16 protein-coding genes are annotated in these 17,893 nt (G+C 73.6%); 5 read left to right on the plus strand and 11 right to left on the minus strand.

Annotation, left to right across the window (positions count from 1 at the left end):
- The first annotated feature begins 118 nt into the window (after positions 1 to 118).
- From ACZ63F_RS03705 to rfbD, 3 genes are read left to right on the plus strand one after another with little or no spacing between them, the layout of a single operon-like run.
- The gene (locus ACZ63F_RS03705) at positions 119 to 1,186 is read left to right on the plus strand and encodes a glucose-1-phosphate thymidylyltransferase (RefSeq protein WP_469708327.1); all 1,068 of its coding nucleotides are present in this window, start codon (positions 119 to 121) and stop codon (positions 1,184 to 1,186) included.
- Positions 1,183 to 2,181 (plus strand): dTDP-glucose 4,6-dehydratase, encoded by a 999-nt coding sequence (rfbB, locus tag ACZ63F_RS03710; protein WP_352094015.1) that lies wholly within the window; start codon positions 1,183 to 1,185, stop codon positions 2,179 to 2,181. The genes ACZ63F_RS03705 and rfbB overlap by 4 nt, the downstream gene beginning before the upstream one ends.
- Entirely contained in the window at positions 2,181 to 3,062 is an 882-nt protein-coding gene (gene rfbD / locus ACZ63F_RS03715; RefSeq protein ID WP_469708329.1) for a dTDP-4-dehydrorhamnose reductase, read from the plus strand. Before rfbB ends, rfbD begins: the two co-directional genes overlap by 1 nt.
- A gap of 127 nt (positions 3,063 to 3,189) precedes the next feature.
- Here the strand turns inward: rfbD and ACZ63F_RS03720 are convergent, their stop codons facing one another.
- Genes ACZ63F_RS03720 through ACZ63F_RS03730 form a run of 3 tightly spaced genes read right to left on the minus strand, consistent with a single transcriptional unit; the run spans position 3,190 to position 5,629 of the window.
- The gene (locus ACZ63F_RS03720; RefSeq protein ID WP_352362839.1) at positions 3,190 to 3,774 is read right to left on the minus strand and encodes a hydrolase; all 585 of its coding nucleotides are present in this window, start codon (positions 3,772 to 3,774) and stop codon (positions 3,190 to 3,192) included.
- An 8-nt stretch (positions 3,775 to 3,782) separates the two neighbouring features.
- Positions 3,783 to 5,195: an MFS transporter gene (locus ACZ63F_RS03725; protein WP_469708330.1), complete on the minus strand. Its 1,413-nt coding sequence runs from the start codon at positions 5,193 to 5,195 to the stop codon at positions 3,783 to 3,785.
- On the minus strand, positions 5,192 to 5,629 hold the full coding sequence (locus ACZ63F_RS03730; protein ID WP_469708332.1) for a MarR family winged helix-turn-helix transcriptional regulator: 438 nt from the start codon (positions 5,627 to 5,629) through the stop codon (positions 5,192 to 5,194). Before ACZ63F_RS03730 ends, ACZ63F_RS03725 begins: the two co-directional genes overlap by 4 nt.
- Positions 5,630 to 5,780: 151 nt before the next feature.
- On the opposite strand from ACZ63F_RS03730, the gene ACZ63F_RS03735 reads away from it, so the two are divergent.
- On the plus strand, positions 5,781 to 6,281 hold the full coding sequence (locus tag ACZ63F_RS03735; protein WP_469708334.1) for a metallophosphoesterase family protein: 501 nt from the start codon (positions 5,781 to 5,783) through the stop codon (positions 6,279 to 6,281).
- A 39-nt stretch (positions 6,282 to 6,320) separates the two neighbouring features.
- Here ACZ63F_RS03735 and ACZ63F_RS03740 read toward each other — a convergent pair whose 3' ends face one another.
- From ACZ63F_RS03740 to ACZ63F_RS03775, 8 genes are all read right to left on the minus strand, one after another.
- Positions 6,321 to 7,775: a hypothetical protein gene (locus ACZ63F_RS03740; RefSeq protein WP_469708335.1), complete on the minus strand. Its 1,455-nt coding sequence runs from the start codon at positions 7,773 to 7,775 to the stop codon at positions 6,321 to 6,323.
- 122 nt (positions 7,776 to 7,897) lie between these two features.
- On the minus strand, positions 7,898 to 8,554 hold the full coding sequence (locus ACZ63F_RS03745; RefSeq protein WP_469708337.1) for an SRPBCC family protein: 657 nt from the start codon (positions 8,552 to 8,554) through the stop codon (positions 7,898 to 7,900).
- A gap of 53 nt (positions 8,555 to 8,607) precedes the next feature.
- On the minus strand, positions 8,608 to 9,714 hold the full coding sequence (locus tag ACZ63F_RS03750; RefSeq protein ID WP_469708339.1) for an XdhC family protein: 1,107 nt from the start codon (positions 9,712 to 9,714) through the stop codon (positions 8,608 to 8,610).
- Positions 9,707 to 10,939 (minus strand): vWA domain-containing protein, encoded by a 1,233-nt coding sequence (locus ACZ63F_RS03755; RefSeq protein ID WP_469708341.1) that lies wholly within the window; start codon positions 10,937 to 10,939, stop codon positions 9,707 to 9,709. Before ACZ63F_RS03755 ends, ACZ63F_RS03750 begins: the two co-directional genes overlap by 8 nt.
- A gap of 6 nt (positions 10,940 to 10,945) precedes the next feature.
- Positions 10,946 to 11,821, minus strand: coding sequence for an AAA family ATPase (locus ACZ63F_RS03760; protein ID WP_469708343.1), 876 nt, complete (start codon positions 11,819 to 11,821; stop codon positions 10,946 to 10,948).
- Between the two features lie 15 nt (positions 11,822 to 11,836).
- Complete coding sequence (locus ACZ63F_RS03765; RefSeq protein WP_469708344.1) at positions 11,837 to 12,691, minus strand: FAD binding domain-containing protein; 855 nt, start codon at positions 12,689 to 12,691, stop codon at positions 11,837 to 11,839.
- The gene (locus ACZ63F_RS03770; protein WP_469708346.1) at positions 12,688 to 15,174 is read right to left on the minus strand and encodes a xanthine dehydrogenase family protein molybdopterin-binding subunit; all 2,487 of its coding nucleotides are present in this window, start codon (positions 15,172 to 15,174) and stop codon (positions 12,688 to 12,690) included. Before ACZ63F_RS03770 ends, ACZ63F_RS03765 begins: the two co-directional genes overlap by 4 nt.
- Positions 15,171 to 15,653: a (2Fe-2S)-binding protein gene (locus ACZ63F_RS03775; RefSeq protein ID WP_469708348.1), complete on the minus strand. Its 483-nt coding sequence runs from the start codon at positions 15,651 to 15,653 to the stop codon at positions 15,171 to 15,173. The genes ACZ63F_RS03770 and ACZ63F_RS03775 overlap by 4 nt, the downstream gene beginning before the upstream one ends.
- 253 nt (positions 15,654 to 15,906) lie before the next feature.
- Here ACZ63F_RS03775 and ACZ63F_RS03780 point away from each other — a divergent pair, with 253 nt between their 5' ends.
- Entirely contained in the window at positions 15,907 to 17,892 is a 1,986-nt protein-coding gene (locus ACZ63F_RS03780) for a GTP-binding protein (protein ID WP_469708350.1), read from the plus strand.
- The last annotated feature ends 1 nt before the right edge of the window (position 17,893 follow it).

A 17,893-nucleotide genomic window follows, 5' to 3' on the forward strand; every position in this document is an offset into this window, starting at 1 on the left:
GATGCGGTTCCGGGGCATCTCGTGGTCACATGACGTCCGCACCGAGGCCATACTGTCGTAACCAGTCAGGAAAACAGAAGAACGTCTCAACCAGATGTTCACCTATAAGGTGTAGCGAATGAAGGCTTTGGTGCTCTCCGGCGGTGCCGGCACACGGCTGCGGCCGATCACCCACACATCGGCGAAACAGCTCGTACCGGTGGCGAACAAACCCGTGCTCTTCTACGGGCTCGAATCCCTGGCCGCCGCGGGCGTCACCGAGGTCGGGATGATCGTCGGCGACACCGCCGCCGAGATCGAGGAGGCGGTCGGCGACGGGTCGAAGTTCGGCCTGGACGTCACCTACATCCCCCAGGACCAGCCGCTGGGCCTGGCCCACGCGGTCCTGATCGCCCGTGACTTCCTGGGTGACGACGACTTCGTCATGTACCTCGGCGACAACTTCATCGTCGGCGGCATCAGCGGACTGGTCGACGAGTTCCGCGAGACCCGCCCCGACGCCCAGATCCTCCTCACCCACGTGCCCAACCCGCGCGCCTTCGGCGTCGCCGAGCTGGACGCCGACGGCCAGGTGATCGGCCTGGAGGAGAAGCCGCAGGAGCCCAAGAGCGACCTCGCCCTGGTCGGCGTCTATCTCTTCACGCCCGCCATCCACGACGCCGTGCGCGCCATCAAGCCGTCCTGGCGCGGTGAGCTGGAGATCACCCACGCCATCCAGCACCTCATCGACCAGCGCGCCGACGTGCGCTCCACGGTGATCAAGGGCTACTGGAAGGACACCGGCAACGTCGTCGACATGCTGGAGGTCAACCGGACCGTCCTGGAGTCGCAGGAGCCGCGCATCGACGGTGAGGTCGACGAGGCCAGCCAGATCGTCGGCCGCGTGGTCGTCGAGGCGGGCGCGCGCGTCACCGGCTCCCGGATCGTCGGCCCCGTCGTGATCGGCGCCGGGACCGTCGTCAGCGACTCGTACGTGGGCCCCTTCACGTCGGTCGCCGAGAACTGCCGGATCACCGCGAGTGAGCTGGAGTTCTCCATAGTGCTGCGGGACTCGTCCATCGACGGGGTGGGCAGGATCGAGTCCTCGCTGATCGGCCGGCACGTCGAGGTCACCCCGGCACCCGGCACCCCCAGCGCCCACCGCCTCGTTCTCGGAGACCACAGCAAGGTGCAGATCCGTTCATGAATCTCCTCGTCACCGGCGCCGCCGGCTTCATCGGCTCCACGTACGTCCGCGGCCTGCTCGCCGACACCGCCCCTGACGCGCCGCACATCACCGTGCTGGACAAGCTCACCTACGCGGGCACCCTGACGAACCTGCCCGAGTCGCACCCCCGGCTGACCTTCGTCCAGGGCGACATCTGCGACGCCGAGCTGGTCGACCGGCTCATGGCCGACGCCGACCAGGTGGTGCACTTCGCCGCCGAGTCGCACGTCGACCGCTCGATCGACGGGGCCGGCGCGTTCGTCCGCACCAACGTGGTCGGCACCCAGACGCTGCTCGACGCGGCCCTGCGGCACAACGTCGGCCCGTTCGTGCACGTGTCCACCGACGAGGTCTACGGCTCCATCGAGACCGGCTCCTGGCCCGAGAGCCACCCGCTCCAGCCGAACTCGCCGTACTCCGCCTCCAAGGCCTCCTCCGACCTGCTCGCGCTGGCCTTCCACCGCACCCACGGCCTGGACGTCCGCGTCACCCGCTGCTCCAACAACTACGGGCCGCACCAGTTCCCCGAGAAGGTCATCCCGCTCTTCGTGAGCAACCTCCTCGACGGCAAGAACGTGCCCCTGTACGGCGACGGCAGCAACGTCCGCGACTGGCTGCACGTCGAGGACCACTGCCAGGGCATCGACCTGGTCCGCACCGGCGGCCGGCCCGGTGAGGTCTACAACATCGGCGGCGGCACCGAGCTCAGCAACAAGGAGCTCACCGGCCTGCTGCTCGAGGCCTGCGGCGCCGACTGGGAGCGCGTGGACCGCGTCGCCGACCGCAAGGGCCACGACCAGCGTTACTCCGTCGACTGGAGCAAGATCCACGACGAGCTGGGCTACACCCCCAAGCACGACTTCACCTCCGGCCTCGCCGACACCGTTGCCTGGTACCGCGACAACCGGGACTGGTGGGAGCCGCTCAAGGAGCGCGCCGCCCTGGAGTCCCGCAAGGAGCAGGGGAAGCACTGATGAAGTGGCTCGTCGCCGGAGCGGGCGGCATGCTCGGCCACGACGTGACCGAGGAGCTCGCCCGCCGGGGTGAGGAGGTCGTGGCCCTCGGCCGCGCCGGCCTCGACATCACCAGCGCCGACTCGGTGGACTCGGCGCTCGCCGCGCACACGCCCGACCTGGTGGTCAACTGCGCCGCGTACACCGCCGTCGACGACGCCGAGACCGACGAGGAGCGGGCCCTGCTGATCAACGGCGAGGGCCCGCGCCTGCTGGCCCGCGCCGCCGCCCGGCACGGCGCCCGCCTCGTCCACGTCTCGACGGACTACGTCTTCGACGGCGCGGCGCGCACCAGCCCGTACCCCGAGGACCACCCGACCGCCCCGCGCACCGCCTACGGGCGTACCAAGCTCGCGGGCGAGCGGGCCGTCCTGGCTGAGCTCCCGGGCGCGAGCGCGGTCGTCCGCACCGCCTGGCTGTACGGCACGCACGGGAAGAATTTCGTGCGCACGATGATCGAACTGGAGTCCCGCCGGGACACCCTCGACGTCGTCGACGACCAGCGCGGCCAGCCGACCTGGAGCGCCGACCTGGCCGCCCGGATCGCCGACCTCGGCCCCCGCCTCGGCAGGGACGAGGGCGCGCACGGTGTCTTCCACGGCACCAACTCCGGCGCGGCCACCTGGTGCGAGCTGGCCCGTGAGGTGTTCCGCCTGCTCGGCGCCGACCCCGAGCGGGTCCGCCCCACCACCAGCGAGGCGTTCGTCCGCCCGGCACCCCGCCCCGCCTACAGCGCCCTCGGGCACGACCGGTGGGCCGAGGCCGGCCTGGAACCGCTGCGGGACTGGCGGCAGGCCCTGGCGGAGGGGCTGCCGCTCATCCGCAAGGAGATGTCCGCGTAGGACACCCCGGACACCCCGGCAACGCGCCGCAGGGCGGCCGACGGCTCATCGAGCGCGTCGGCCGCCCTGCGGCGTATCGGGCGGCGTCGCCGGGGCCGTGGGAACCCGCCCCGGCGGCCGGCCGGGTTCAGCCGTGGGTCTTGGCGAGCAGTTCCAGGACCTCGGCCGTGCTGCCGGACTCGCCGAGCCGGGGGAAGATCCGCTCGACGCTGCCCGCGTGCGCCTCGCCGTCGGCGTCGGCCATGGCGTCCGTGGCGAGCGTCACGTGGTAGCCGTGCGCGTAGGCGTCCCGGGCGGTGGACTCCACGCCGATGCTGGTGGCGATGCCGGTCAGCACAATCTGGGTGACGCCCCGGCGGCGCAGCTGGACGTCGAGGTCGGTGCCGTGGAAGGCGCTCCAGTTGTGCTTGGTGACAAGGATGTCGCCGTCGTGGCCGGACAGTTCGTCGACGACGACGTCCCAGCCCTCCGGGAAGGCGAGGCCGCGGGCCTGGCGCTCGGTGCGGCCCGGGACGGCGTCGGCGAAGTCGGCGGCGAAGGAGACCCGGACCAGGACGACGGGCAGGCCCTGGGCGCGGAAGGCGTCGGCGAGCTCCGCCGTGCGGGCGACCACCTCGGCGCCGGTGTGCGGCTGGGTGGGCATGCCCACGATGCCCTGCTGGAGGTCGATCACGACGAGGGCGGTGCGCGGGTCGAGCGTGCTCAGAGACATGGGGTGGATCAGGCCTTTCGGGGGGCTTGACGGGGTTCGGGAGTGAGCCGGGCCAGGGAGCGGTCCGGCAGGGTGATCGCCAGCAGCAGTGCCGAGCCGGCGAGCATGAACAGGGCCAGGCCGTGCAGGCCGCCCGTGTCGGCGCGGTGCGGGTAGAACGCCGCGGTGGCGGCGGAGGCACCCAGCGCGCCGAGGTACATGAAGGTGCGCAGCAGTCCGGCCGCCGAACCGATCCGCTCCGGGTCGGCCTGCCGGTACAGGGCGGTCTGCGCGGCGAGTCCGAGCAGGCCCTGCGGGACGCCGAGCAGCGCGCCGACCGCGAGCAGCAGCCAGACCGGGCTGCCGGCGCCGACCAGCAGCAGGGCCGCGCAGCCCGCGATCTGCAGCACGGAGCCGAGCACCAGCTTGGCGCGGACGGCCTCCCGGCGGCCGGTGACCGTGGCGGTGACGAGTGCGGCGGCCGAGAGCGGGAGCAGCGCGAGCCCGGCCGTGGAGGCGCTGAGCCCGCGGCCCTGCTCCAGCCACTGCGTGTAGCCGTACAGGAAGGCGTACGAGGTGGTGTACGCGAGCAGCTGGCGCACGTAGGTGACGATGAGCGGGACGTTGCCGCCGAGGACCCGCAGGTCGACGAACGGGTCGGGCACCCGCAGCTCCCTTGCCGCGAAGACGGCGGCCGCGGCCACGGTCAGCACCGGCAGGTACCAGCGGCCGGGGCCGGGGCTCATCAGGAACAGCATCAGCGAGACCAGCAGGACGGCGAACAGGGCCATGCCGGGCAGGTCCATGCGCTGCCGCTGCCCGGCCGCCGGGGTCCTCGGCAGCCACTTCACGCCGAGCACCAGGCAGGCCGCGGACAGCGGCACGTTGACGGTGAACACCAGGTGCCAGCCGCCGGCGCCGATCAGGATCCCGCCCAGCGTCGGACCGATCACGGCCACGGTCTGGGCGGACACGGCGAGCGCGGTCAGCACCCCGGCAGGGCTGTCCTGCCCGGTGCGCTCGGCCTCGCTCCGGGTCAGCCGCATGGCCGCCGGGTACGCCGCCGAGGTACCGAAGCCGAGCAGCACCCGCGCCGCGATCAGCACGCCCAGCGTGGGCGCGAGGGCGCCCATCAGCCCGGCGACGCCCACCAGGCCGGTGCCGACGAGGTAGAGCCGGCGCGGCCCGTACATGTCCACGAGCCGGCCGATCACCGGCTGGCCCACGGCGGTCGCCAGGTACAGCGCGGTGACCAGCCACACCGTCTCGGCGGGCGGGGCCCCGAAGGCGATGCCGATCGGCACCAGGGCCACCGCGATCATCGAGGAGTTGATCGGGTTCAGGACCGACCCGAGGACCATCGGCGCGATCAGCCGCCGGTCGAATCCTTCGGGGGCCGGGCGGGTGCCCTTGCGGGTTGCTGCGGTGAGCCTCGGTATCACGGGCGGGACAGCCGTTCGAGCAGCTCGATCGCGGTGAGCAGGGTCCGGCGCTCGTCCTCGGTGTACCGGTCCTGGAAGGCGCGGGCCAGCCATTCGTCACGCGCCTGCCGGTTGCCCTCGACACGGGCCTGGCCGGCCTCGGTCAGGGTCACCAGCTGGCGGCGGCCGTCGGTCGGGTCGGGGCTGCGGCGGATCAGGCCGTGCTGGTCGAGCGCGGCCAGGGTGGCCGCCATCGACTGCGGCCGCACTCCTTCGGCGGAGGCCAGCGCACTGGCCGTGGCCGCGCCGTGCTTCGACACCAGGGTGAGGGCCGATTCCTGCGAAGGGGTGAGGTCGGCGTCCTGGGCGACCTCGCGGATACGGCGGCGCATCCTGCTGAACATCACGCGCAGGTCGCGTGCCGCGCGGGTCGCGGAGTCGGAGATCTCTGCCATGGGCCCACCGTAGAACCGTCAGCCGGAACTGTCCAGTCGGAACTGTCCAGTCGGAACTGTCCAGTCGGAACTGTTCAGCTCGAGTTGTCCAGCCGGAACTGTTAAGCCTGGCTGAAGATCTCAGAGGCGTCCCGTGGCCTACCCTGGCCGGGTGCGCCTGCTCATCACCTCCGACACCCACCTCCCGCTGCGCGCCAAGCGGCTCCCGGACCGGCTCCTCGCCGAACTCCCGCGCGCCGACGTCGTCCTGCACGCCGGCGACTGGGTCGACGAGGCCACCCTCGACCTGCTGGAGAGCCGCAGCCGCCGGCTCATCGGGGTGTACGGCAACAACGACGGCCCGGGCCTGCGCGCCCGGCTCCCCGAGGTGGCCCGCGCCGACCTGGGCGGCCTGCGCTTCGGGGTGGTCCACGAGACCGGCCCCGCCCAGGGCCGCGAGGCCCGCTGCGCCGCCCGGTTCCCGGACCTGGACGTCCTGGTCTTCGGGCACAGCCACATCCCCTGGGACACCACGGCCCCCGGCGGCCTGCGCCTGCTCAACCCCGGCTCCCCGACCGACCGCCGCCGCCAGCCGCACTGCACCTATCTCACCGCGACCGTCGGCGACGGCGCCCTCAGCGAGGTGACCCTGCACCGGCTGCCGCCGCGCTGAGCGGGGCAGACAGGGCACGGTCTGTCAGGGCACGGTCCGTCAGGGGGCGATCCCGACCCCGGCGACCCTGCTCCACCGCTTCTCCTGCGCGGACGTCATCGCGGGCCAGCTCAGCCCGCCCGGCCGCGGCCGGACACGGGAGGCGTAGGAGGCGGGACGGAAATCCGGGTCGTAGAAACAGCCCGTGGCGTAGATCCGGTCGAACGCGGCGCACGAGCCCGCGATCGTCCCCGGCGTCGGCTTGCGGCCCGTGCGCACCCAGCGGTCCAGCGCGGCGATCGAGTTGGCGTACTCCGCGTCGCTCAGCGAACTGTGCTCGGACTCGTGGGTGAACGTCTGCACGAGGTACCGGTCCCGGCCCGCGCCGCGCAGGGTGGCCCGGTAGGCCGCCTCGTGCTCCACGAACGCCGTCGGGTCGTCGATCGCGTGCATCGTGAGCACCGGGATCGCCACCTTGCCGGTGAGGTCGCTGTCGTACGACAGGTCGCGTACCGCCGTCGGATCGGCGGCGAACCGCTCGACCCCGGCGTTGAGCGCCTCGTCGTCGTGCGAACCCGAGTACCACACGCCCTCGTTCGAGAACGGGTCACGGTCGCCGAGCCGGTCGTGCACGATGTCCCGGAACGTGAAGACCGCGAACCGCAGATGCGACTCAAGGGTGCGCTCGGGGACGCCGGTGACCGCGAGGATGTCGTCGAGGTTGCGCTGCTGGAGGGCGGTGCGCTCCTGCGGGGCCAAGGCGTAGCCCGTGCACTCCTGGAGCCGGGCGCGCAGCCCGGCCGTCGTCAGCGTCGAGTCCGCGCGCAGCCCCTGCCAGAGCGGGTACTGGGGTTCGCTGGGCCGGGGCATGTTGTGGCAGTAGTACTGGTAGACGACGCGGAGGTCGACGCGGTAGTCGTACCCCCGGGACCCGCCGCCGAGGACGCCGCTGGTGAGCAGTGCCCCGTCGTAGGGGCCGCCCCGCCTGCCGTACACCTCGACGACCTTGGCGGCGACGTCCCCGCCCCAGGACTGGCCGTGCACATACGTCCGCCGCGGCTTGCCGAAGTGCGCGACGAAGAGCCGGCGCACGCTCTCGGTGTCCGCGGCGGCCATCCGGGTGCCGTAGCCGCCCCGGCGGTACGACGAACCCGCCCAGGCGAAGCCCTCCTTGACCATGACCGACCAGCGGGCCAGGTCGTCGACGCTGCGCGCCGGGTCCGAACCGGCGCCGAGGTCGGGGCCGCCGTGGGCGTGCACGACCAGGGAGCCGTTCCAGTGCTCGGGGACGGCGATGGCGTAGTAGGCGCCGTCGGCGTCCTGGCCGGTGTAGCAGGTGGCCCTGCCGTCGAGTTCCGCCGGGCAGGAGACGGCGGCCGGCGGCGGTGCCGCGGCCTGTGCGGGAGGGGCCCCGGCGAAGGCGGCGGTGAGGGCCGCCGCGAGCGAGGCGAGCAGTCCGGTACGTCGGCTGCGGCTCGTCCGGCGGACCCGTACGGGCGTTCTCGACCTGTCCAAGGCGCGGCTCCCTGTCGTCGTCGGCGCTCCCTCGCGCCGTCCGCGGCGATGCTAGGGAGCGGGCCGGGACCGGAACCATGGGCTCGGGCGTTGTGTTCATAGTGTTCGGCGGACGGAACACGTCACCGGTGCCGGGCGCGGTGCCCGGCGGGCCGCCGCCGGCGCCGGCACAGGCGGGCCGCCGCCACCGCGAGCACGGCGAGCACGGCGGCCGCCGCGGCGGCCCGCTTGGCCACCGGTACCCCGGCGGTACGCAGCAGGTCGAGCGGCTCCGCCGGTTCGGCCTCCCCGACGTCCGCGCCCAGCGGCTCCCGTTCGCCGCCGGGTCCGGGCGGCCGTTCGGCCAGCCGGGTCGCGAGGCAGTCCGCGAACTGTCCCACCAGCCGGTCGCCGACCTCCGACAGCACCCCGCGGCCGAACTGCGCGGGGCGGCCGGTCACCGTGAGGTCCGTGCGCACCGACACCGCGGTCCCGCCGTCGCGTTCGGTGAGCGTGCCGGTGACCGTGGCCCTGGCCGTGCCCTGCCCGCGGGTCTCCCGGCCGCTCGCCGCCAGCACCATCCGGTGTGCCGTCCCGTCCTGCTCCTCGAAGACCGCGGTGCCCCGGTAGGTCACCGTGACCGGGCCGACCCTGACCTTCACCGAGCCGGTCACCGTCCGGCCGTCGTAGTCCTCCACGACCGCGCCCGGCAGGCAGGGCGCGACCCGTTCGATGTCCAGGAGCGCGCGCCAGGCGTCGTCGACCGGGACGGGGACGCTGAACTCGTGGTGCAGTTCCATGACTCGCTCCTTCTGCTCCTTCTGCTCCTTGTGCTCCGCCTGGCGGCCGCCGCTCAGTGGACGGCGGACGCGTGGATGGCGCCGCTGGTCGTGGCCAGCGGCGCGCCGCTGCCGCCCCAGCGCAGGGCCACGATCTCGGCGGCGACGGACACCGCGACCTCCTCCGGGGTACGGGCGCCGAGGTCGAGGCCGAGCGGTGAGCGCAGCCGGGACAGTTCGGCCTCGGTGAGACCGGACTCGGCCAGCCGGGCGCGCCGTTCGTCGTGGGTCCGGCGGCTGCCCATCGCCCCGATGTAGGCGGCGGGCCGGCGCAGCGCCTCCTCGAGGAGGGGCACGTCGAACTTCGGGTCGTGGGTGAGGACGCAGATCACCGTGCGGTCGTCGGTTGCGGTGCCGCTCAGGTAGCGGTGCGGCCAGTCGACGACGACCTCGACGGCGGCCGGGAAACGCTTCGGGGTGGCGAAGACCGGGCGGGCGTCGCAGACGGTGACCCGGTAGCCGAGGAAGTCGCCGATGCGGGCCACCGCGGCCGCGTAGTCGATCGCGCCGAAGACCAGCATCCGGGGCGGCGGCGCGAACGACTGGAGGAACACGGTGACCGCGTCCTCACGGCGTTCTCCGTGCGGCCCGTAGTGCCGCAGGACGGAGGCGCCGAGGGCGAGTTCGCCGCGCGCGTCGGCGGTGACGGCGACGTCGAGGCCGGCCGCGCCGAGCGAGCCCGCCGTCCGGTCCGGCCAGACGGCCCGCACGGCGCCCTGCCGTGCGGGCCCGTCCACCACCGTCGCCACGGTCACCGGCTCGCCCGCTGCCACCGACCCGGCCACCTCGCCGAACGCCGGGTCGGAGTCCGCGGTCACCGGCCGGACCAGCAGGGTGATCTCGCCGCCGCAGGTCAGCCCGACCGCGAACGCGTCCGCGTCGCTGTAGCCGAAGGTCTGCAGCGACGGCTCGCCGGTCGCGACGACCTCCTGGGCCAGCTCGAAGACGGCGCCCTCGACACAGCCGCCGGACACGCTGCCCACGACCTCGTCGTCAGGACCCACGGCCATGGCCGCGCCGGGTCCGCGCGGCGCGCTGCGGCTGACCGCGACCACCGTGGCGAGGCCGAACGGGATCCCGGCCGCGTGCCAGCCGGCCAGCGTCGGCAGAATCTCACGCACCGTCCGCTCCCTTCCCCGGTCCTGTCCCGGATCCCTTCCCGGGTCCTTTCCCAGGCCCCTTCCCGGGTGCCTGGTCCGGCGCGGCACCGGTCCGCGCCCCGCGCACCACCGCGGCGAGCCGCTCCAGCGCCGCCAGGCTGTGCCCCGCCACGAAGGCGTCCACGCTGGGCAGCGCCGCCGCCATCCCCGCCGCCAGCGGCGCGTAACCGGGCCGTGCCTTGCGGGGGTTCGCCCAGACCACCTGGTGGGCCAGGGCGTGCAGCCGGCGCATCTGCTCCCGGAGCAGCCGCGGATCGCCGCGCTCCCAGCCGTCCGAGAGCAGGACGACGATCGCCCCGCGCGCCATGCCGCGCTGCCCCCACCGGTTGAGGAACTCGCGCAGCAGCTCGCCGAGCCGGGTGCCGCCACGCCAGTCGGGGACCGCGGCCGCGACCTCCGCCATCGCCAGGTCCGGGTCCCGGTGCGACAGTTCACGGGTCACCCGGGTCAGCCGGGTGCCGACCGTGAACACCTCCGTGCGGCCCGCGCGCACCGCCGCGTGCGCGAACCGCAGCAGCGCGTCGGCGTACGGGCCCATCGAACCGCTCACGTCGACGAGCAGCACCACCCGGCGCGGTCGCGCCACCCGCGCGTGCCGCCGCAGCAGCGCCGGTTCCCCGCCGCGCCGCAGCAACTCCCGTACCGTGCGCCGCGGATCGACCTCCCCGCGCCTGGCCGGCCGGCGCCGCGCCGAGCGGCGGGTCTGCCCTTCCAGGGTGAACGCGGCGAGCAGGCGGCGCAGTTGGGCCCGCTCGGCGGGGTCCAGGTCGGTGACGTCACGGTGCCGAAGGACCTCGGCGGAACTGGCGAGGACGGCGGTGGGCGGCCCGGGCGGCTCGCTCTCGCCCCCGGTACGGGGTGCCGTGGCCGTCTCCTGGGCGACGAGCCGCAGCCGGGGCGCCGGAGCGGTGCGCAGCGGCTGCGGGGCGGGCGCGGGGGACGGCCCGAAGAACGCGGCGAACACCCTGTCGTACCGCTCCAGGTCGTCATGCCCGCCGCACAGCGTCGCCCGTCCCGCCCAGTACACGTCCAAGCGCATCCCGGGCCGCAGGGCGGCCACGGCCCGCAGGAACGCGTACCCGCGCTCCGCGCTCGCGTCCACCCCCGCCGCCCGCAACGCCCTTACGAAGCCCAGCAGTACGGCGTCCGCCGGCACCCCGGCCGCCCTCGACAGCGCCGCGCCCATGCCCGCTCACCCGCCCCGGGCCGCGAGGACCGCCGAGAGATCGAGCCCGCGGGCCCGCTCCGTGTCCTCCCGGTACTTCAGCACCGAACCCAGCGTCGCCACGGCCAGTTCGGCGTCCACCTCGCTCGCCCCCAGCGCGTCCAGCGCCTCCGCCCAGTCCAGCGTCTCCGCCACCCCCGGCGGTTTGACCAGGTCAGCGCTCCGCAGCGCCTGCACCAGGGCCGTGACCTGCTCCGCAAGCCGGGCCGACACCTGGGGCAACCGGCCGCGCACGATGGCCAGTTCGCGGGCGAACGAGGGGTGGTCGAACCAGTGGTAGAGGCACCGCCGCTTCAGCGCGTCGTGCACCTCGCGGGTCCGGTTCGAGGTCAGGACCACCACCGGCGGCACCTCGGCGCGCAGCGTGCCCAGCTCCGGGATCGTCACCGCGTACTCGGACAGCAGCTCGAGCAGGAACGCCTCGAACTCGTCGTCGGCCCGGTCGATCTCGTCGACCAGCAGCACCGACGGATGCTGCTGGAGCGCCAGCAGCAGCGGCCGGGCGATCAGGAAGCGCCGGTCGTACAGCTCGCTCTCCAGCCGGTCCGCGTCCTGGACGCCCGCCGCCTCGGCGGCCCGCAGGTGCAGCAGCTGGCGCGGGAAGTCCCAGTCGTACAAAGCCTGGGAGGCGTCGATGCCCTCGTGGCACTGCAGCCGGATCAGCGGTGCGCCCAGCGCCTCCGCGAGCGCGGCGGCGAGCGCGGTCTTGCCCACGCCGGCGTCGCCCTCGCAGAACAGCGGCCGGTGCAGTCTGAGAGCCAGGAAGCAGGTGACGGCCAGCCCCTCGTCGGCGAGGTACCCCGTCTCCGCCAGGCGGGCCCCCACCTGCTCCGGGTCGTCCATCGGGGGAATCGGCGCTCACCCCATTCCGGCGGCGGTCAGCACGGCCCGCCTGGTCAGCACCCGTGCGAGGTGCTGCCGGTACTCGGGCGATGCCGACAGGTCCTGGGAGGGCCGGGTGCCCTCGGCGGCGGCCTCGGCGGCCCGGGCCACGGCCTGCGGGCCGTCGGCTCCGGCCAGCGCCCGCTCGGCCGCGCCGGCCCGCAGCGGGGTGGAGCCCATGTTGGTGAGCCCGATGCGCGCCTCGGCGATGTGCCCGTCGTCGCGCCGCACCAGCGCGGCCACCGCGACGATGGCCCAGGACTGGGCGACCGCGTGGAACTTCTCGTAGTGGAAGCCCCAGCCGTCCGTCTTCGGGATCCGCACCTCCACCAGGAGTTCGTCGGGCGCGAGCGCCGACTGGAGGTAGTCCACGAAGAACTCCCGGGCCGGGATCGTGCGCCGCCCGCCCGGCCCCGCGACCACCAGCTCGGCGTCGAGGGCGAGCGCGACGGCGGGCAGGTCCCCGGCCGGGTCGGCGTGCGCGAGGGACCCGCCGAGGGTGCCGCGGTGCCGTACGGCGGGGTCGGCGACGGTGGCCGTGGCCGCCGCCAGCAGCCCGGCGTGCCGCCGCACCAGCGGGTCGTGGACGACGTCGTGGTGGGTGGTGAGCGCGCCGATGGCGAGCGTGCCGCCGTCCTCGCGGACCCCGCGCAGCTCCGGGATCCGGCCGACGTCCACCACCAGCTCCGGGAAGGCGAGCCGCAGGCGCAGCAGCGGGAGCAGGCTCTGCCCGCCGGCCAGCACCTTCGCCTCCTCGCCCGCGTCGGCGAGGGCGCTCACCGCCTCGTCGACGGTGGCCGGACGGGTGTACTCGAAAGCGGGGGGAATCATGCGGAACCCTCCTCACCGTACTGGCCCAGGTCGCCCGAGCGGGCGGCCTGCCCGGACTGGCCCGACTGCGCGGGGCCGGTGCCGCCGGCCTCCTCGCCCGCACCGGCACGGCCGGCGCGGGCGGCCCGCACGGCCTGCCACACCCGGTGCGGGGAACACGGCATCCGCACGTCGGTGACGCCCAGCGGACGCAGCGCGTCCACCACGGCGTTGACCACCGCGGGCGTCGACGCGATCGTCCCGGCCTCGCCGACTCCCTTGACCCCCATGGCGTTCGAGGCCGCCGGGGTCTCCGTCCGGTCGGTGACGAAGTCCGGCAGGTCCGCCGCCGACGGCACCAGATAGTCGGCCATGGTCCCGGAGACGAGGTTGCCCTCGTCGTCGTAGACGGCCTCCTCGTACAGCGCCTGCGCGATGCCCTGCGCGAGGCCGCCGTGCACCTGGCCCTCGACGATCATCGGGTTGACGACATGGCCGACGTCGTCCACGCAGACGTACGACCTGATCTTCGTCTTCCCGGTCTCGGTGTCGACCTCGACCGCGCACAGGTGGGTGCCGTGCGGGTAGGAGAAGTTCTCCGGGTCGACCACCGTCTCGGCGTTGATGGACGCTTCGACGCCGTCGGGCAGGTCGTGGCCGGTGAACGTCTCGAAGGCGATCTCCTGGATGGTCTTCCGCGCCTCCGGCGAGCCCTTCACGGCGAACACGCCGTCCGTGAACTCCAGGTCCTGCTCGCTGGCCTCCAGCAGGTGCGCGGCCACCTTGCGCGCCTTCTCGACCACCTGCGTGGCCGCCCGGTGCACGGCCTCGCCGCCGACGGCCAGCGACCGCGAGCCGTAGGTGTCCATGCCCTGCGGGGAGGACCGGGTGTCACCGTGCACCACCTCGACGTCCTCGAACGGCACGCCCAGCACGTCGGCCGCGATCTGGCTCCAGCAGGTCTCGTGCCCCTGCCCGTGCGGACTGGTCCCGGTGACGACCTCGACCTTGCCGGTGGGCAGCATGCGGATGCTCGCCGCCTCCCAGCCGCCGGCCGCGTAGCGCAGGTCGCGCAGGACCCGGCTCGGGGCGAGCCCGCACATCTCCGTGAACGTGGACACGCCGATGCCGAGGCGTACGGTGTCGCCGCGTTCGTTGCGCTTCTGCTGCTCGGCGCGCAGGTCGTCGTACCCGAACAGGGCGAGAGCCTTGTCGGTGGCCGCCTCGTAGTCGCCGCTGTCGTAGGTCAGCCCGGCGATGGTGGTGTACGGGAACTCCTCGTGCCGGATCCAGTTCCGGCGCCGCAACTCCACCGGATCCAGGCCGAGTTCGGCGGCCAGCTCGTCCATGATCCGCTCGATGGCGAAGGTCGCCTCGGGGCGTCCGGCGCCGCGGTAGGCGTCGGTGGGGGTGCGGGTCGTGAAGACGCCGGTGCAGGTGAAGTCGTAGGCGTCCATCTTGTAGATCGCCGGGTACATGAAGGCGCCGAGGATCGGGATGCCCGGGGTGACCAGCATCAGGTAGGCGCCCATGTCGGCGATCAGGTCGACCTTCAGGCCGAGCAGCCTGCCCTCGCGGGTGGCGGCGACCTCGATGTCCTGGATCATGCCGCGGCCGTGGTGGGTGGCGAGGTAGCCCTCGGAGCGGGACTCCGTCCACTTCACGGGCCGGCCCAGCCTGCGGGCGACGGCCAGCGCGACGGCCTCCTCGCCGTACACCTGGAGCTTGGAGCCGAAGCCGCCGCCGACGTCCGGGGCGATCACCCGGAGCTTGTGCTCGGGGATGCCGGTGACGGTGGCCAGCATGATCCGCAGGATGTGCGGGATCTGGGTCGCCGAGTAGACCGTGTACTCGCCCGAGGCGGCGATCGGGGTGACCACGACCGCGCGCGGCTCCATGGCGTTCGGGATCAGCCGCTGCTGGTGGTACCGGCGCTTGACGGTGACCTCGGCGCGCTGCCGTACGGAGTCGAAGCTCTCGCCGGTGGCGAGGGGCCAGGTGTAGCAGCGGTTGGTGCCCTTGTCGGCGTGGACCAGCGGGGCGTCGTCGGCGAGGGCGGCCTCCAGGTCGAGCACCGGGGGCAGCGGGTCGTAGTCGACCTCGATCGCCTCCAGCGCGTCGGCGGCGGCGTACCGGTCGCGGGCCACCACGACGGCCACCGGGTCGCCGGCGTGCCGGACCTCGTCGACGGCGATCGGCGGGTGGTCGGGCAGCACGATGTCCTCGGTCACCGGCCAGGCGCAGGGCAGCGAACCCAGGCCCTCGGCGAGGTCGGCGCCGGTGAACGCGGCGACGACACCGGGGCGTTCGAGGGCGGGGGAGACGTCCACGCGGGTGATGCGGGCGTGCGCCATCGGGCTGCGCAGGACGGCCAGGTGGAGCAGTCCGGCGACCTGGATGTTGTCGGTCCAGTTGGTCTGGCCGGTGATCAGCCGGGCGTCCTCCTTGCGCAGCCGGGCGCGGCCGATCTCGTGTGCTGCGGCTTTCACGGCCTGGTCGGTCATGCCGTGGCCTCCTCGGGTACCTGTTGCCCGGAGGCGGCGAGCACCGCGCGGACGATGTTCTGGTAGCCGGTGCACCGGCACAGGTTGCCCTCCAGGGCCTGCCTGACCTCGTCGGGGCTGGGATGCGGGTTCTCGTTCAGCAGATCGCGGGCCGCCATGATCATTCCGGGTGTGCAGTAGCCGCACTGGAGGCCGTGCCGCTCGTGGAAGGCGCGCTGCAGCGGCGTCCACTCGCCGTCGGGGGCCAGCCCCTGGACGGTGGTCACCGTGCAGCCGTCCGCCTGGACGGCCAGTACCGAGCAGCTCTTGACGGTCGTCCCGTCCAGGTCGACCGTGCACGCGCCGCAGTTCGAGGTGTCGCAGCCGATCGGGGTGCCGGTCAGGCCGAGGCGGTCGCGCAGGTAGTGGACCAGCAGCAGACGGGGTTCCACCTCGTCCTCGTAGCGCGTGCCGTCCACCGTCACCTTGATGTGGGTCATGTGGCCTCCAGACCGTGCGGCGGGACCGAGGATGTCAGCCAGGGCGGCGTGATGTAGGTCACTCTAGAACCGTGTCAAGAGGGCGGCGAGTGCTGCGGCGGGGCTTTTGTTGAGCGTTAATCCATTGCCGCCACCGGGCCCGTCCTGCTGCACTGCTCCTCACCCGACGTCACAGAGAGAGGGCCGGCGATGCGAGCTGCGTGCATGTCCACCGAGGAAGGAATCCCACCCATGGCGAAGGACATCACGCTCAGTGCATCTGCTCAATCTCGGCATTCTCGCCCACGTCGACGCAGGTAAGACCAGTCTGACCGAACGGCTGCTGCACACGGCCGGCGTCACCGACGAGCTCGGCAGCGTCGACGACGGCAGCACCCGTACCGACACCCTCGCCCTGGAGCGCCGGCGCGGGATCACCATCAAGTCGGCGGTCGTGTCGTTCCCGCTCGACGGTGTCACCGTCAACCTCATCGACACCCCGGGCCACCCGGACTTCATCGCCGAGGTGGAGCGGGTCCTCGGTGTCCTGGACGGCGCGGTCCTGGTCGTCTCGGCCGTGGAGGGCGTGCAGGCGCAGACCCGCGTCCTGATGCGGACCCTGCGGCGGCTGCGCATCCCCACACTGGTCTTCGTCAACAAGATCGACCGGCGGGGTGCCCGTGACGACGCCGTGCTCGCCCAGCTGGCCCGCAGGCTCGCCGTCCCGGTCGTCCCGATGGGCCGGGCCACCGCGCTCGGCACCCGCGCCGCCCGCTTCCTGCCCGGCCTCGGCCCGGCCGTGCTGGACACGCTCGCCGACCACGACGACGCGCTGCTCGCCGCCTACCTCGACGGCGGGGTCGCCGAGCCGCGGCTGCGCGCGGCCCTCGCCGAGCAGACCCGGCGGGCCGTGGTCCATCCGGTGTACTTCGGCTCCGCCGCCACCGGCGCCGGGGTGCCCGAGCTGATCGCCGGCATCGAGCGGCTGCTCCCGGCCGCCGACGGCGACCCGGCAGGCCCGTTCTCCGGCACCGTCTTCAAGGTGGAGCGGGGCCCGGCGGGGGAGAAGGTCGCCTACGCGCGCCTCTTCTCCGGAACCCTCGGGGTCCGCGACCGGGTCCCGTTCGGCAACCGCGCCGCGACCGGCGGCCGGCCGGAGGGCCTGGTCACCGGGCTCAGCGTCTTCGAGGACGGCACCGACCTGCGGCGGGACAGCGCCGGTGCCGGGCGGATCGTCAAGGTGTGGGGGATCGCCGGCATCCGCATCGGCGACACGCTCGGGCTGCCGGGGCGGGAGTACGAGCACCACTTCGCGCCCCCGACGCTGGAGACCGTCGTGGTCCCCGGCCCCGGCACCGACCGCCGCTTGCTGCACGTCGCCCTCACCCAGCTCGGCGAGCAGGACCCGCTGATCGACGTCCGGCACGACGAGGTACGGCAGGAGACCTCCGTCTCCCTCTACGGCGAGGTGCAGAAGGAGGTGATCCAGGCGACCCTCGCCGACGAGTACGGCCTCGACGTCACGTTCCGCGAGACCACCACCATCTGCGTGGAACGGCTCACCGGCACCGCGGCCGCCGTCGAGTTCAACAAGAAGGACGGCAACCCCTTCCTGGCCACGGTCGGCCTGCGGGTGGAGCCGGCCCCGCCGGGCGCGGGCGTCTGCTTCCGCCTGGAGGTGGAGCTGGGCTCGATGCCGTACGCCTTCTTCAAGGCCGTCGAGGACACCGTGCGCGAGTCCCTCGGCCAGGGGCTGCACGGCTGGCGGATCCCGGACTGCACGGTGACCATGACCCACTGCGGCTACTCGCCCCGGCAGAGCCACGCCCACCAGGGCTTCGACAAGAGCATGTCCAGCACCGGCTACGACTTCCGCGGTCTTGCCCCGCTGGTACTCGCCGAGGCGCTGCGGCGGGCCGGCACCCTGGTGCACGAGCCGATGCACCGCTTCCGCCTGGAGGCCCCGGTGGACACGCTGGGCGCGCTGCTGCCGGTGCTCGCCGGGCTCGGCGCGGTGCCGCAGCGGACCGCGACCGAGGGGACGCTCGCGGTCCTGGAGGGCTCGGTGCCCGCGGCCCGGGTGCACGCTCTCGAGCAGCGGCTCCCGGGGCTGACCCGCGGCGAGGGCGAGCTGGAGACCGCCTTCGACCACTACGCGCCGGTGGTGCGGGGGCCGGTCCCGGAGCGGCCGCGGACCGACCACAACCCGCTGAGCCGCAAGGAGTACCTGTTGAACGTGACCGGTCGAGTGGCCGGGTGAG

The organism is Streptomyces sp. NPDC104761 (assembly GCF_055583445.1).